Origin of the sequence: Flagellimonas hymeniacidonis (assembly GCF_008040165.1) — a bacterium.
In the GTDB taxonomy this organism is placed as follows: domain Bacteria; phylum Bacteroidota; class Bacteroidia; order Flavobacteriales; family Flavobacteriaceae; genus Flagellimonas; species Flagellimonas hymeniacidonis.
Genome location: NZ_VRUR01000001.1, coordinates 1,321,125 through 1,334,620, shown reverse-complemented (window position 1 = coordinate 1,334,620; position 13,496 = coordinate 1,321,125). Strand labels below are relative to the sequence as shown.

Here is a 13,496-nt window from a genome sequence, read left to right as displayed (position 1 = left end):
ATGCTTAGTAGAGTAGCAAATACCATGTATTGGATGAACCGATATATAGAACGAGCCGAAAATTATGCTCGATTTATGGATGTGAATTTCAATCTTTCTTTAGAATCCCAACCTAATGCTGAAGAACAATGGAAGCCATTAGTGGTAATTACAGGAGATTGGCCTTTATACCAATCTCTTTATGAAACCGTGAACAAGAACAATGTCATTTATTTCTTGGGATTTGATCCCCAAAACCAGAACTCCATATACAGTTGCATAACACAGGCTAGGGAAAATGCAAGATCCATAAGACCAGAGATTACCAAAGAAGTTTGGGAACAGATTAATGCAATCTACTTTTTTGTAAAAGACGGATTGGAAAAGAAACGCTGGAAAAATAACGATCCCAGAATGTTCTTCAAAAAAATAAAAGAAAACTGTCAATTGCTATACGGCATTTTGGACGCAACTATTTCCAGAAACGATGGGTGGCATTTCGGTAAGATCGGACAACTTATCGAACGGGCCGATAAAACATCGCGGGTAATGGATGTCAAATATCATATTTTATTGACAACGCATCAAGAAGTTGGAGGCCCTTTGGATTTGATGCAATGGGCCGCTTTGCTAAAATCGGTAAGTGCCTATGACATGTACCGAAAAAAATATGGCAAACTGACCGCTGTCAACATATCGGAATTTTTGATTCTGGACAAAAGGTTTCCTCGGTCCATGCTTTGTTGTTTGATTCATGCTGAGAAGTCGTTGCAAGAAATAACGGGAAACACTGGTGGCTTTAGCAATGAAGCGGAAAAGCAATTGGGAAAACTTAAATCAGAACTCGAATTTATTGAAATCGGTGATGTCTTTGAAAGTGGTCTTCATGAATATCTAGACGAATTTCAAAAACGGTTGAACGCCGTTTCTTTAGGGCTTTATAATTCCTTTTTTGCCGCACAGGCGCAAACACAGATTCAACAATGACCATCCCCTTTATAAAGAAATCAATGAGATATCGTTTGGGAATAAAGCTTAGATCCAAAGAGGATACATCTAATAAAAATGACTGTTAAGACGGCACCCATGAAGTTCAAAATCATTCATGAAACGGAATACGAGTTTAGTGAGGCGGTTTTTCTTGAACCCCATAGTATGATATTTAGGCCCAAGAACCAACCGCACCTTGATTTGGAATCTCACCTCTTAAAACTTTCAATTACCCCGGCAGGCATATCAGAACAATTGGATGCAGAAGATAATTTCCTTCATTTCTGTTGGTTTGAAGGAATGCACAAAAAAATCAGCATTACATCAGAAGCGGTTTTGAATAGTAGTCCACATAACCCATTTAATTTTTTGGTTTATCCGATTTATTTCAATACCATTCCGTTTTCTTATTCGGATGCCTCACAGGTTTTGCTTCACAGGTATCTACGGGCAGAAACCATACAAGAGGACTTGGTTCGGTACGGCAAAACCATCCTAGCTTCAAAGAATAATGATACCCTTTCTTTTCTAACGGAACTTACAATTGCCATCCATACTGATTTTATTGTGGAATCGAGGGAGGAAGGCTCCCCCTTTGAAGCGGACAAAACATTTCGCCTAAAAAAAGGTTCTTGTCGCGATTTGGTATGGATGCAGATTCAGCTACTTCGCAATTTAGGTATCGCCTCAAGATTTGTAAGTGGTTACTATTATGTCAATGTTGAAGACCCGCAGTACGAACTACACGCCTGGACGGAAGTATTTATACCAGGGGCAGGATGGATTGGTTTCGACCCTAGTAATGGAATCACAACCAGTCATACCCATATCGCAGTAGCCTCAAGCAGCCATTATGAAAATACCATGCCGGTTTCGGGTTCGGTGCGAGGCGATGCGACCTCAAAACTTCGAACGACTTTGGTCATTGAGGTTGTTGATGCATAAAACTGTTCTGTAAAAAAATAGAATGAAGAACCTAATCTTAGAATGACAGCTACTTAGGTAGCAGTTACGATTCAGTAAAATTCTTAGATTTTTTTGGAATTCAACTGGATAATTCCGTTACAATTTTAAAGAATAACTTATTAATAAATCACTTAACAAATTAAAAAAACAACACAAATGAAAACACTATTTGTATTCTTAATTACAATTACATCGATGGGACTTTTGAACCAAGAAACCGAAACCATGAAAGCTACTTTTGACGGGTACGTTGATGGAATCTACTTTTTTACTGACAAAGATGATTTTTCAAATGAATTCGTGCATGTTGAAAAAGGCGTATTGGAGCAGTTCGATCTTACTACCGATGAATTCAAGGGGAAACTATTTGTAATCAGTTACACTACTGACACCGAGGAAGATGATGAAGGCGATGAAATCACTACGAACACTATCACCGATCTAAAACTCGTCGAATAGGTAGTACGGATCTAATTTGGGCCCCAGGGAAAAATGAAAGGTCCCAATATTACTTCTTGGCAATGGTATATTTGAATACTAGAGTTGGCGTCTCTATTTTAGACAACAGGTTAAGTACAGTACTGGGGTCAATTAGCCTAACCCAGAAATTTCTTTTATGGGTTGTTAATCCAAGACAATTATAGTCGGGAGTAATTGTATCAGCCTCTTTTTGGATGAATTCCTCTATAGTTGCATCTTTTCGATGATATGAAAGATTTGCATTACTAATTTCGGACATCAAATATTTGATCCATTTCTGATGTTCAATGGTATTTTCTTCTTTTGAAAAGTGTATAACATCTATTTTCGATTTGGGAAAATTGGTCAACAACCACTGAATATTGTTATAATCATCTTGCTTAAACGTTGAAAAATAAGCTACATTTTGTAAAGGTTCATAAGAGAAATTTTCCGGAATAAGCAAAGTAGGGAGTTCTGAAACATTGAGAAAAAGTTTTCTAAAAATTTCATTTTCTTCAAAACCATATTTTTTGAACAGCTCGTATCGAGCAATGATCATATCGATTTTTTCTTCGTTTATAAATGAATTGAGACAATGTTCAATATTTCCTCTCATTAATCTAAGTGATACCCATGTGGAATCAATAAGATCTTCCGTATTTTTTAAAACAAAGGTTTCCAATTCCTTTTTTTTGACCGAAGTGCCCCGATTTGCCAATAAGCCCAATTTATTTACATAATGGGGTGAAGAGAGAAAAACAGGGTCGTTATTAGGTTCAATCTTGAGTACATGTAAACGTAAATCTAAATCTTTACATAACTTACCTGTATATCGTAGAATTGGAACAGAGTGGCCATCCAAATTACCGATTAGCAATATATGTTTCATATAATAAATTCAGCCTAAAAAATAATCCAAACTACCTAATAAGGACCAATGAAATTGTTGTTAAAATTTGATTTGCAATAGTTCAAGGTAGTAAATATTGTATAAACTAAATTCAGTTTCTGCTTTAAGCCTTGAGGTTATTAAAGGCTAAAGCTATCCATTTGTAATTAGTTTGATTTCATTAATGTTAATTATCAATCCATTTTTAGATTACTTTGACTGAAAAACTGATTGCAATGCAAAGAAATAATAAACGAGAAAAATAAATTTCTCAACTTAATTTCTCAAATATAATTGTTCGTTTATAAAATGTTTTATAACCATTTGGTATTGCAAATCCATTTTGGGTCTCCTCCATTAGTTGAATATTGTCCCTTAAATAGGGCGTTTTATGGGACCTCATCTTTTGACCAAATCAACGTACTTAATTGCTTACTTTTATTGTACATATATGTCGCCCAAAGATTATACGATCTTTGTCTCCTGTCACCAAACATATCATTGGTGAAAATATGAGAACACCATTGTTGTCAATTGCTATAATTTTCCTTGTTTTTATTTCTGGATATTCCCAAGGAAAGAATTCTGATTTCTCAAAATTGAATGGCCCCTATTTGGGTCAAAAGCCACCTGGTTTAACTACCGAAGTGTTTAGTCCTGAAATTATTTCAACTATTGAAGGAAGTGAAATGTGTGCTGCTTTCACGAATGATGGAACATTTTCCATTTTCTTTACCAAAGAAATTGATGGGAGGTGGACAAAACCCCAACCACTGCATTTTACCGATGGTGATTTTACCATTTCACCCGATGGAAGCAAAATCTTTTTTGGTTCGAACAGACCTCGTACCTCAGAAGAAAGAATCTTGGAATCGATGGATATTTACTTTATTCAAAGGGATGAATCAGGAGGGTGGTCAAATCCGGTTAATATTGGACCTCCCGTGAACAGTGATCACGGTGAGAATTATCCATCCGTGGCGGCTAATGGAAACCTATATTATTTCTCATGCACAAATGAAGGTTGGGGAGGATGTGATCTTTACATGGCTCCATTTAGAAATATGAAATACCAACAACCCATTCTTTTGGATGAAAATATCAACAGCAACATGCATGATTGGGATGCTTATGTCTCTCCAGATGAGAGCTACATTATTTTTAGTTCAAAAGATTGGTCAGATACGATTGGCGCACAAGATTTGTATATTTCATTTAAAGGAGAAAATAATAATTGGACGAAGGCCGAAAACTTAAGGGGTGCGGTAAATTCAGCTTTTGATGAGATTTGTCCGAGTATAACTTTAGATGGAAAGTATTTGTTCTTTATGAGCAGACGCAGGGGTAAGGCAGATATTTATTGGGTTTCTACAAAGATTATTGAGGAGCTGAAATCGCTAAATAAAAAATAATATGAGGAAAGGATTATTATCTTTTTTGGCTTTTATTACAGCACTATGCTCTTTGCATTCACAAGAAAAAACAAACAACTATTTGGGACAAAAACCTCCAGGCCTTAAGGCAGAGCTATTTAGTGGTGGTGAATTGGTCATACATCCAAAAGGGAAAAGAAGGAGCTTTAATGTTTCTTTTTCACCTAATGGCAAAGAAATGTTTTTTTCCTATTACAAGGCAACTAAGGAAAAACCGGAGCCTACATATGAAATAAGAACTTTCAAACGAATTAATGATGAATGGGTAGGTCCTAAAACTGCTTCATTTTCTGGTAAATATTCTGATGTGGACATTAATTTCTCGCCCGATGGCAATCATATATTCTTTGCTTCGGATAGACCACAGCCAAATTCAGTCGGTCTTGATATATATTATGCCATAAAAACAGAAAGCGGTTGGTCAGAGCCAATTTATGCCGGTATGGACATTAACACAGCCGAAGGAGAAGTCTATCTTTCTGTTTCAAAGAAAAAGAATATTTTTTTTCGTTCATCGCGTCTAGGGGGCTTTGGCGGTGATGATCTATATCGAGGTGAATAGGTGAATGGAAATTTTATAAATGTTAAAAACTGGGGGCAAATGTAAATTCTTCCTTTGGAGAAAGCAATTCAGTAATTGCACCAGATGAAAGCTATATACTTTTCTGCACTTCGCGACCTGAAAGTAATAGCATACAGCAGATTTACATTTCTTTTCAAATAGGTGAAAACATCTGGACTAAAGCCTCTCCTTTAGGAGCTGAAGTGAACACCGAAGCTAGGGCTGGTTCACCAACATTATCTCCAGATGCTAAATATCTCTTTTTCAAAAAAGCAAAAAAGCCTTATCGAGGTATTTATTGGATAAGTACCAAGATTTTTGAAAAGTTGAAACCCCAAAATAAATATTAAACAAAATGAGCTTGCTTACAAGACATAGTAAGAAGCATGTGTGAAAGCAACTAACTTAAAGTTATCCTCTCCAACTTTTGTATTTAGACCTGAAATCATCCTGCAATCACCTACTTTTTCATTTACTAATCGTTGCTCCTTAATTCTTAAAGGTTCATAAAACGAACAATTCTTGGGAATCCGCTGCTCGTACTCATTCCGTTCCTTTAAGTAGTTTCGTTAATTCACCTTTTAAGGAACTAATTTAGCCCTCTAAAGAATAGTAAATATTTGGGTTCAGATTTCATGATTCTATACTTAGTTAAAGATAAAAGTGAGCGTAAAACAAGTTTTTTTGGAAATAAAAAAAGCTTCCAATTTCTTGGAAGCCCCATGTTTACTTGGTGGAGAATACCGGAGTCGAACCGGTGACCTCTTGCCTGCCAGCAAGAGGATTGTCATATCAAACCGAACCAAAATTATACATAACTAATTATAAATCAATTATTTAATTGAATTCATATTCATTTGATATCAAACAAAACCATCTATTTGCGTGCAAATTGCGTGCAAATTTTTTTTACCTTTGATTAGGATGAACACTAATGTAAAACTTTCTTTAGATACGCGCAGGCAGAAAAAGGATGCTTCTTACCCAGTTATTTTACGATTGACTCATTTTCGCAAAACAACGTCAATAAGTTTAGGCCAATCTGTACAAAAGGAGTTTTGGGACAATAAAAACGAGAAGATAAAAAGAGCGTTCAAAGGCACTTCATCAGTTAGTAAATTGAATAATCAGCTTTTGAAGGAAAAGACCAGAGCTGTGGACATAATTAATGATCTGCACGAGAAAGATGAGCTTAACTTTTTATCCATTCTACAACTCAAAAACAAAATCGTAAAAACCGCCTCATTCGAATCATTTTTTGAATATAGTCAGGGTATCGTAAATGAGCTAAGGCATGCGGAACGCTTTGGAAATGCTAACACGTACTATGCTGTAATAAAAGTAATGGAAAAATTTACCGGTGGGAATGATATCAAATTCAACGAAGTTAATTACGACTTTCTTAAAAAGTTTGAAAGTTGGCATTTTTCAAGGGGTAATTCTGTAAACGGTCTTTCGGCATACATGAGAACTATAAAGGCTATTTTAAATAAGGCCATTAAATCTGATGTTATTTCAAGAGATGCTTATCCTTTTACCCACTATAGAATTAAAACAACTCCCACTAAAAAAAGAGCTCTTGACATCAAAAGCATCAAATCCATAATGCTTTTAAAACTGGAAGAAACTGATAACTTGTTTCATTATAGAAACTACTTTTTAGCATCTTATATGCTCTATGGCGTTTCCTTTATGGACTTGGCTTTTTTAAAAGTTGAAAATATCATTGATAACCGCATTAAGTTCCAGAGGAAAAAAACATCCAAACCCTATGATATAAATATAACGCCACAGTTAAAGGAGATACTTTCATTTTACCTTGAGAACAAGAGGAAATCAGATTTTATATTTCCGATAGTTAAAAGGGACACCTTTGAACTTCAATATAAGGATGTATTATGGGCTCGGAAGAGATATAATAAAGGGTTGAAGGAGATTGCGAAAAAATGTAACATAGAACAACGGTTGACCTCCTATGTGTCTCGTCACAGCTTCGCCACTCAAGCCATGTTACAAGATGTTCCTTTACAAGCAATCTCAGCTATGCTGGGTCATAATCGTTTATCAACTACTCAAATTTACCTTAAGTCTTTGCCAAGCGAGATATTGGATGATTACAACAAAAAATTAGTTGAGCTATAAGGATTGATTTTTAGCTTGTCCCCAGTCTTACCCTTAAACTTTGCGCCTGGATCCTGTGGAATTTTTGTAGTGTTCCGGCAGATAAGCGTCAAGCAAAAATTCCATAGGGCGCATTCTACTTTTGATTTGGAACACTATCTTTTTCTTTTATCCATTTTCGGTATGATTCGTAATGCTCCGGGTATTGGTCAAAATATCCTTTTAAATTAGATATTACTTCTTGCTCTCCCTTTGCAAAGGCCTTTTCTTGAAAATCCCCAATTCGCGCGACCTGTAAAACCATATATCCTATGATGACCAAGGAAATCAACCAAATCGAATATTGAAACCACAACTGTACTTTTGGAACCAATCTTACCTTTGAAATCTGTTCCGTAACGTTCTGAAAGGATTCATGAAGCTCTGTATTCTTGATCTTTTCGGAGTTCAAATGCTCTTTGAGCAAACTTTCAATTTCGGTGGTATCCGCTTTAATCTTGATGTTGTCTGTGTTTTGGGTCAACCGTTCCAGTCTGACAAGGGACTTGTCAAACCCGTCCAGCTCGTCTGTGAGCAGTTCCATTATTTCATCCAGTTTCTTGTATCCCATAGTTTTCAGTTTTAAATTCCGATTCCCGTGTCGATAGCCCTTTTAATTGTTTTCTTGATGATGTTCTTGGCGATGCTCGTTGCGAGGTTGGTACCCAGTTCCACCGTTTTCCCTAGTAACTGTACCGATTTGCCGATTTCTTTTGGTTTGGCGATCCCTTTGTTCCGGGAAAGCTGTGCCATAATCCTTCCCCCGGACAGGGAGCGGTGTACCTCGCTGGCCTTGAAATTATGGCCTTGGTATTCAAATCGAAATCCCTGCAATTTGTTCGCCTTGTTGATAGTTGGAATTACTTCCACGTTCCTTTCCTGCATGGCCTTGATATAACTATCCAAGGTTTTTGGTCTTTGGCTCTCCATTACCCTCTGATGAACGTTTCTTATTTCAAGGCGGACTTTTATGGAATCCAGCTCCTTTTCCAGTTGTACTTCCTTGACCGTGGTCAGTCCCATTTCCTTGGCCACGTTTTCGGCTGCCAGTTGGCTCCGCTTCCCGATAAAGCTATCATTGTATGCCCTGCCGTCGAAACCGATGCGGTTGACGTACAAATGCACATGCGTATGTGCCTTGTCCCGATGAACGAATGCGATGGCCTGCCGCTCTTTTAGCTGCATTTCCTTGATGAACTTTTGGGTCAGTTCCCCCAATTGTTCCGTGGAAAGGTTTTTACCGTCCTCTTGTGTCGGGCTGAGGATAAAGCTCAAGGTGTTCTTTTGGCAACGGGTATTCTCTTCCTGTATCAACTTGAACTCCTCGGTGATTTCTTTGGGATCGGTTCCCGCCAGATGTTGACTAAAGACTATCTCGGCATCTTTCTCCTGGTTCCATCCGTAATCGATACTTGTCCCGGTGTGCGCTATGGAGGTTCCCTTTCCTATCATTTCTGTATTCTTTTGAAATTATAAAGGTGTGTGCGTATTTCTTCCGCCAATTGCTCGATCTCGCTTGCCAGTTTCGGGTTGTGTTTCTTGAACATATTCCCGATGCGGGTAAAGTTGCTCTTGTACTTCACCAGCATTTTATAATGTTCCAACTGTTCATCGGTCAAACGTTCGATGACCGAATTGCCGAAAGCGGAGCTACGGCAATATTCGGAAAGGGATATACCTGCCCGTTCCGCCCTTTTGCTGAGCAGCTTCTTCTCGTAGATAGAGCACCGGAATTTGATGTAGGTCCGTTTCATTTCTTTTTTACTTTGCGACCGCCGGGAGTAAAGCGAGTTTGTTTTTGTGGCAACAAAGACACATCTCGCGCTCCCTGACCAAGTCCATTTCTAGCATTGAACATCAGCCATTCGTTCATGTCCTTGAATCCCTTGTAAATAATGGATTTGTCCAGGCAGTTGTTGAAATGGGCAATCAATTTTTGGGTCGTTTTTTTACCGGTTGTATCATTGTCCAAATAGAGGTCGATTTGGTTATAGCCATCAATGACTTTTATCGCTTTCCGTAGAAACGCCGTAGAGTTCAAGACCAAAAAATCGTATTCCGATTTCAAAGTTTTACTATTCTCCAAAATCGATAAAAGGTCGAACATCCCTTCTGTAACGATAAGTTTTTTATTACCGTTTTTGATATGGGTGGTGTCCTTCGGAGAGCTGGAATTCTTATAGTATTTGTTCCGTAGTTCCCATCCTCCCGAATCATTTTTCAAACCGATGGCGAAGTATCGTCTTCCTTTATGTAGATAGTGGACTTCCTTACAAATGGTCGATGCCGTAGCAATGGAAATTTTTCGTTCAAAAAGATATTTTAACAGACCGTAATGCCGAATCGGTAGTGCGTGGAGAATCTGTCTGCCATTGCTGTTATCATTTATTAAAACTGGCCGCTGTTGAAAAGAGAAAGAGGTCTGGTCTTGTCCAACAAACTTCAAAGCTTCCTTTACTGACGATTTGTTTATCAGGCATATCAAGTCGATAACATTTCCACCTTTTCCAGCACCATGGTCGTACCATCTATTGAGTTTCTTGGCCACCTTGAAAGAGGCTTGGGTCTCGAGCCGGAACGGACTCAGGAACCAAGCTTCTTTTTCGCTCGTCTTGGTCGGAAAGTGCCCGAGTTTTGCCAGCGCCTTTTCGATGGGAAAAGCTCGGGCTATTTCACACGATAATCCGGTTGTTCTTTCTTTTTTCATAAGCCAAATAGTTTTGGGCAAAAAATTGATGTTTTGATGACAGAACATGGGAAAGCCCTTCTTTACTTAGGTTTCCGTAGCATCGTTTTCCTCATCGATTCATCGTTTTTATATTTTTTCTATGTTTTCTTGTCATCGTTTTATTTTTTGATGAACAAATGATGAAATAATGATGACAGCCCCGGCATTGATAGATATTAAGAAAAGCTCAATCCGTCATCGATTCATCGAAATTGTCAAGCAAAAAGGATTTTTCCACTACAAAATAGCGTCCCTTTGCATCCAATAGTTGCATGGAAGCATCCTGCCAAATGACCAATTTTTGATAGCTCAGGGAGTTGTCCTTGTTATCCAGTTTCCAGTCCCTTTTCAGCAGTCTTCTGAGTTGTGTCAAATCGGTCTTTATCCGTGTCCTGTTCAACAACTGTAGTGCGTCCAAAGGGCAAAGGTGTATTTCTTCGGAATCGAATTGTTCCATGGCCCCAAGCAGAATCGTAGCAAGTTCCTTTTCGACCCTATTACGATTATTCTGGACCAGTTTTTTCAAGGCGGTTGTCCTTATCTGTTTTGGGGTGAACCACATCCTTGTGGTATGCTTACTCGATAACTGTCGCTTTTGCATGTAATGCAGAAAAGCCGGTATTTCCAATATCAATTGATTCAGAAAATTGGTTTCCTCTTTTTTGAGTACAGGAATTTTCAAGACCCAAAAACGGGTCTCGTTCCCGTCTATCTTGATGAAGTTGTCTTCATTGTTGCTACAGAGTACGAACTTGCCAAAGAACTCTACTTCACGTTTGTCCTTTCCCTTGGCTTCTAACTTATTAATATTGGTTGTGCTCAGGTATTTGATACGTTCGGTAAGCTCCTCCTTATTGAACAGTACTTCGTCTATACATATAAGGAGTTTGTTCGCCCAGTCCGCATTGAACTGGCTACTAAAACTGTCATTGGTCAAATAAGTCATGTTATTATCGAAGATGGCCTTCAGCCATTTCAAGAAGGTACTCTTGCCCGTGGAACGTTCCTTAGAAACCAAGCATAGGATGGGCAATACCTGTACCGGTTTTGTGTACAGTAATTGCAAGTAGTCCAATCCAAGTTCATAGTGTTTCCCGAAAATGTGTTTTACAAAATTCAACGAATGTTGACATTCCCCTTCTTTGGGGGTTGCCGGCAAAGGGGAATAGGTGTTGTAGAACCCCTTATACTCCTGTTTGAATTCGACGTTGCTCGGGATGCAGGTAAAGCCATCGTACTTGGGAACTTTACTCAGGTAATCCTTGCCATGGTCCTGGCGTATGGTCTCGATGTTCCAATGCACCAGTATTTCGTTGAAATGGCCTGCTATGGTCGGTGCCTGCACCAGTTTATAATAGGAAGTGCCCACCCGTAAGTACGGTACTGTTTTCATATAATGACGTTTTGAACATCAAGGGGATTCCCAAGATGTAACAGTGGGTTGATAAAAAATTCAGAAACGGTATCGCCTGCTACTACCTAACGAACAGGATCCGCTATCACTTCGATTTCCCCTATGGATTTTCGTTCGTTCTGCAGCAGCCAACGAACGATTTTCTTCCGTTCGAAAAAAATCAATTTCCCATTGGGTTTGGAGTGCGGAATGTTTCCCGCAGCGGTAAGTTTGTAAAGGTAACTTCTGGATATGCCGGTATAGTCACAGGTTTCCTCAAAGGTTAGTACCTCTTTATTGGCAATCAACAGTCTTTCCAAACGGTCTAGCCGTTCGAGTATTAAAAAGTTGTCCATTTTGTTTCTTTTTAGGGTTACGAAATGAACAAAAGCGCTTTTGTTTTCTTTCAATATTGTTATTGAATAAATGTATGAAAATAGGCGAATAAAGAAGTAGACCGTAACAAATAGTTATTCACAAATAACTGATATACAACAAATTAAACCAAACTATACCAAACTAGATGATGCTACAAGTCCAGTAATTTTATTTGGTTCCGTTTGATACCAAACGACACCATTCTAAATAAGAGTCTTATCTGTGATTTAGCAGAAAATTGTGGGTTATCAACAATTAAAACTGAAGGAATTAGAAAATAAGGACTATGAAAAGACGGATTTTGATATTTAAGTCATATTAAAAACGCTTTGATATTTTATTATTACGTGAAGAAAGATTGGCATTTCATTTGAAAGTACCGTCTCAAAAAACCTTCGTTTTACGGAACTCCATAAAAAAGAATATCTTAAATAAGAATTGTATGCTACTTTCTTCCGGGAAATATTGAATAGATAGTCTTTAATGATGCCCTCTTTTTGAAGACCGTTCTTTTCCAAAAGCTCGCATAGAACCTAAATTGAATTCGGATACTCCTGCATATAAGCGTGCACCATTATCAATTCTTCATATGCATGGCGTACCAAGAGACCAACGGCTTGGGTAGCGATGCCGTTGCCCCAAAAGTGTTCACTTATCTAGTAGCCTATCTCCGCCGATTTGCGATAGACGTCTTTTTGGAAGATCAAACCGGCAAGACCGCAGAGTTCACCATCGCAATCTATGGCGAATTTTTTTTTCCTGTTACTATTAGCTTGCCAGTTTATGGATTCTTCCATATTTTTTTTTCGGAATATGGGCGCCAAAACCGAGCCGAACATTATCCCAGATTTTTTTGTTATTGGCCAGTTGGGTCATAGTGGCCTATCCGAAGACCTTAAGTGCCAAAATGAATCAGCTATTTTCTTCTGATGCGTTCAAAGGTGAATGATGCTCATGAACCAATTTCCAACCATTCTCTGTTTTTACAAATAGTAGAGTAAGTTGGTCATTAACGACCACAAGGTCTTCTCCGAATTTAAAATGAAAATCAGAGTGAAAGGTTACATTTGCAACATCGCCATAAACTGCAATCTTTAAGTCGTTTGAATCGAATTTTACCACTTCGGTTATAGAGCTAAAAATATTTCGTTCGTATGTTTCATTTGCTTCACCACCATTACGTAGTTCTCCATTTTTGAATTCTGTAAACTTTGGGCTGTAGGCGTGTAAAGAAATAAGCCTATCAATATCTCCTTCTTTAATACTTTGAACAATTGCCTCATAGGTTTCCGCTACTTCCTGTTTTGCTTCAGGAAATTCATCATTAATTAAATCAATTTTCACTTCTTCAGTTTCCACTTTTTTTTCCTCTTGTTTGCATCCTGCAATTAAAACTCCAAATAATAATATCCATAATACTGTTTTGTCTGTTTTCATAATTTCAATGGTTTTAAAAGATTTATATTCTATTTTGATGGGGAATTTTTAGGCATAGCAGGTCCTGTAGCAGAAGAGATTGAAACTTTCAAAGTCTAATATCTATAATGAAATTGCTA

At 37.9% G+C, this 13,496-nt stretch carries 15 protein-coding genes; 7 read left to right on the top strand and 8 right to left on the bottom strand.

Going from position 1 to position 13,496, the window contains the following annotated elements:
* From FVB32_RS06000 to FVB32_RS05990, 3 genes are all read left to right on the top strand, one after another.
* Positions 1-966, top strand: coding sequence for an alpha-E domain-containing protein (locus tag FVB32_RS06000; RefSeq protein ID WP_147742158.1), 966 nt, complete (start codon positions 1-3; stop codon positions 964-966).
* A 99-nt stretch (positions 967-1,065) separates the two neighbouring features.
* A complete protein-coding gene (locus FVB32_RS05995) occupies positions 1,066-1,914 on the top strand; it encodes a transglutaminase family protein (RefSeq protein WP_147742156.1) in 849 nt (282 codons plus the stop codon).
* A gap of 177 nt (positions 1,915-2,091) precedes the next feature.
* A complete protein-coding gene (locus FVB32_RS05990; RefSeq protein ID WP_147742154.1) occupies positions 2,092-2,394 on the top strand; it encodes a hypothetical protein in 303 nt (100 codons plus the stop codon).
* A gap of 49 nt (positions 2,395-2,443) precedes the next feature.
* Here the strand turns inward: FVB32_RS05990 and FVB32_RS05985 are convergent, their stop codons facing one another.
* Positions 2,444-3,286, bottom strand: a complete 843-nt coding sequence (locus tag FVB32_RS05985) for a hypothetical protein (protein ID WP_147742152.1) — start codon at positions 3,284-3,286, stop codon at positions 2,444-2,446.
* Between the two features lie 512 nt (positions 3,287-3,798).
* Between FVB32_RS05985 and FVB32_RS05980 the strand changes: the two genes are divergently transcribed.
* The 3 genes from FVB32_RS05980 (at position 3,799) to FVB32_RS05965 (ending at position 7,423) form a co-directional block, all read left to right on the top strand.
* On the top strand, positions 3,799-4,698 hold the full coding sequence (locus FVB32_RS05980) for a TolB family protein (RefSeq protein WP_147742150.1): 900 nt from the start codon (positions 3,799-3,801) through the stop codon (positions 4,696-4,698).
* Between the two features lies 1 nt (position 4,699).
* Positions 4,700-5,281, top strand: a complete 582-nt coding sequence (locus FVB32_RS05975) for a PD40 domain-containing protein (protein ID WP_147742148.1) — start codon at positions 4,700-4,702, stop codon at positions 5,279-5,281.
* Between the two features lie 924 nt (positions 5,282-6,205).
* Positions 6,206-7,423: a site-specific integrase gene (locus FVB32_RS05965; protein ID WP_147742146.1), complete on the top strand. Its 1,218-nt coding sequence runs from the start codon at positions 6,206-6,208 to the stop codon at positions 7,421-7,423.
* 115 nt (positions 7,424-7,538) lie between these two features.
* On the opposite strand, the gene FVB32_RS05960 is transcribed toward FVB32_RS05965, so the two are convergent.
* From FVB32_RS05960 to FVB32_RS05935, 6 genes are all read right to left on the bottom strand, one after another.
* Positions 7,539-8,012 (bottom strand): DUF6730 family protein, encoded by a 474-nt coding sequence (locus FVB32_RS05960; protein ID WP_147742144.1) that lies wholly within the window; start codon positions 8,010-8,012, stop codon positions 7,539-7,541.
* Between the two features lie 11 nt (positions 8,013-8,023).
* Positions 8,024-8,893 (bottom strand): relaxase/mobilization nuclease domain-containing protein, encoded by an 870-nt coding sequence (locus FVB32_RS05955; protein ID WP_147742142.1) that lies wholly within the window; start codon positions 8,891-8,893, stop codon positions 8,024-8,026.
* The gene (gene mbpA / locus FVB32_RS05950; RefSeq protein ID WP_147742140.1) at positions 8,890-9,195 is read right to left on the bottom strand and encodes a mobilization protein MbpA; all 306 of its coding nucleotides are present in this window, start codon (positions 9,193-9,195) and stop codon (positions 8,890-8,892) included. Before mbpA ends, FVB32_RS05955 begins: the two co-directional genes overlap by 4 nt.
* Entirely contained in the window at positions 9,192-10,148 is a 957-nt protein-coding gene (locus tag FVB32_RS05945; RefSeq protein WP_147742138.1) for a toprim domain-containing protein, read from the bottom strand. Before FVB32_RS05945 ends, mbpA begins: the two co-directional genes overlap by 4 nt.
* 208 nt (positions 10,149-10,356) lie before the next feature.
* Positions 10,357-11,562: a primase-helicase family protein gene (locus FVB32_RS05940; protein ID WP_147742136.1), complete on the bottom strand. Its 1,206-nt coding sequence runs from the start codon at positions 11,560-11,562 to the stop codon at positions 10,357-10,359.
* An 86-nt stretch (positions 11,563-11,648) separates the two neighbouring features.
* The gene (locus FVB32_RS05935) at positions 11,649-11,918 is read right to left on the bottom strand and encodes a helix-turn-helix transcriptional regulator (RefSeq protein ID WP_147742134.1); all 270 of its coding nucleotides are present in this window, start codon (positions 11,916-11,918) and stop codon (positions 11,649-11,651) included.
* Positions 11,919-12,533: 615 nt separating this feature from the next.
* Between FVB32_RS05935 and FVB32_RS05930 the strand changes: the two genes are divergently transcribed.
* Positions 12,534-12,818: a hypothetical protein gene (locus tag FVB32_RS05930; RefSeq protein WP_147742132.1), complete on the top strand. Its 285-nt coding sequence runs from the start codon at positions 12,534-12,536 to the stop codon at positions 12,816-12,818.
* A gap of 34 nt (positions 12,819-12,852) precedes the next feature.
* Here FVB32_RS05930 and FVB32_RS05925 read toward each other — a convergent pair whose 3' ends face one another.
* Entirely contained in the window at positions 12,853-13,377 is a 525-nt protein-coding gene (locus FVB32_RS05925) for a YybH family protein (RefSeq protein WP_147742130.1), read from the bottom strand.
* Positions 13,378-13,496: the final 119 nt, after the last annotated feature.

Bases quoted from the DNA above. Each gene is read 5' to 3' on its own strand.
- FVB32_RS05940 (WP_147742136.1), bottom strand. From the start codon at position 11,562: ATGAAAACAGTACCGTACTTACGGGTGGGCACTTCCTATTATAAACTG.
- FVB32_RS05995 (WP_147742156.1), top strand. From the start codon at position 1,066: ATGAAGTTCAAAATCATTCATGAAACGGAATACGAGTTTAGTGAGGCG.
- FVB32_RS05955 (WP_147742142.1), bottom strand. From the start codon at position 8,893: ATGATAGGAAAGGGAACCTCCATAGCGCACACCGGGACAAGTATCGAT.
- FVB32_RS05935 (WP_147742134.1), bottom strand. From the start codon at position 11,918: ATGGACAACTTTTTAATACTCGAACGGCTAGACCGTTTGGAAAGACTG.
- FVB32_RS05960 (WP_147742144.1), bottom strand. From the start codon at position 8,012: ATGGGATACAAGAAACTGGATGAAATAATGGAACTGCTCACAGACGAG.
- FVB32_RS05985 (WP_147742152.1), bottom strand. From the start codon at position 3,286: ATGAAACATATATTGCTAATCGGTAATTTGGATGGCCACTCTGTTCCA.
- FVB32_RS05930 (WP_147742132.1), top strand. From the start codon at position 12,534: ATGGCGTACCAAGAGACCAACGGCTTGGGTAGCGATGCCGTTGCCCCA.
- FVB32_RS05925 (WP_147742130.1), bottom strand. From the start codon at position 13,377: ATGAAAACAGACAAAACAGTATTATGGATATTATTATTTGGAGTTTTA.
- FVB32_RS05980 (WP_147742150.1), top strand. From the start codon at position 3,799: ATGAGAACACCATTGTTGTCAATTGCTATAATTTTCCTTGTTTTTATT.
- mbpA (WP_147742140.1), bottom strand. From the start codon at position 9,195: ATGAAACGGACCTACATCAAATTCCGGTGCTCTATCTACGAGAAGAAG.
- FVB32_RS05965 (WP_147742146.1), top strand. From the start codon at position 6,206: ATGAACACTAATGTAAAACTTTCTTTAGATACGCGCAGGCAGAAAAAG.
- FVB32_RS05990 (WP_147742154.1), top strand. From the start codon at position 2,092: ATGAAAACACTATTTGTATTCTTAATTACAATTACATCGATGGGACTT.
- FVB32_RS05945 (WP_147742138.1), bottom strand. From the start codon at position 10,148: ATGAAAAAAGAAAGAACAACCGGATTATCGTGTGAAATAGCCCGAGCT.
- FVB32_RS05975 (WP_147742148.1), top strand. From the start codon at position 4,700: ATGAGGAAAGGATTATTATCTTTTTTGGCTTTTATTACAGCACTATGC.
- FVB32_RS06000 (WP_147742158.1), top strand. From the start codon at position 1: ATGCTTAGTAGAGTAGCAAATACCATGTATTGGATGAACCGATATATA.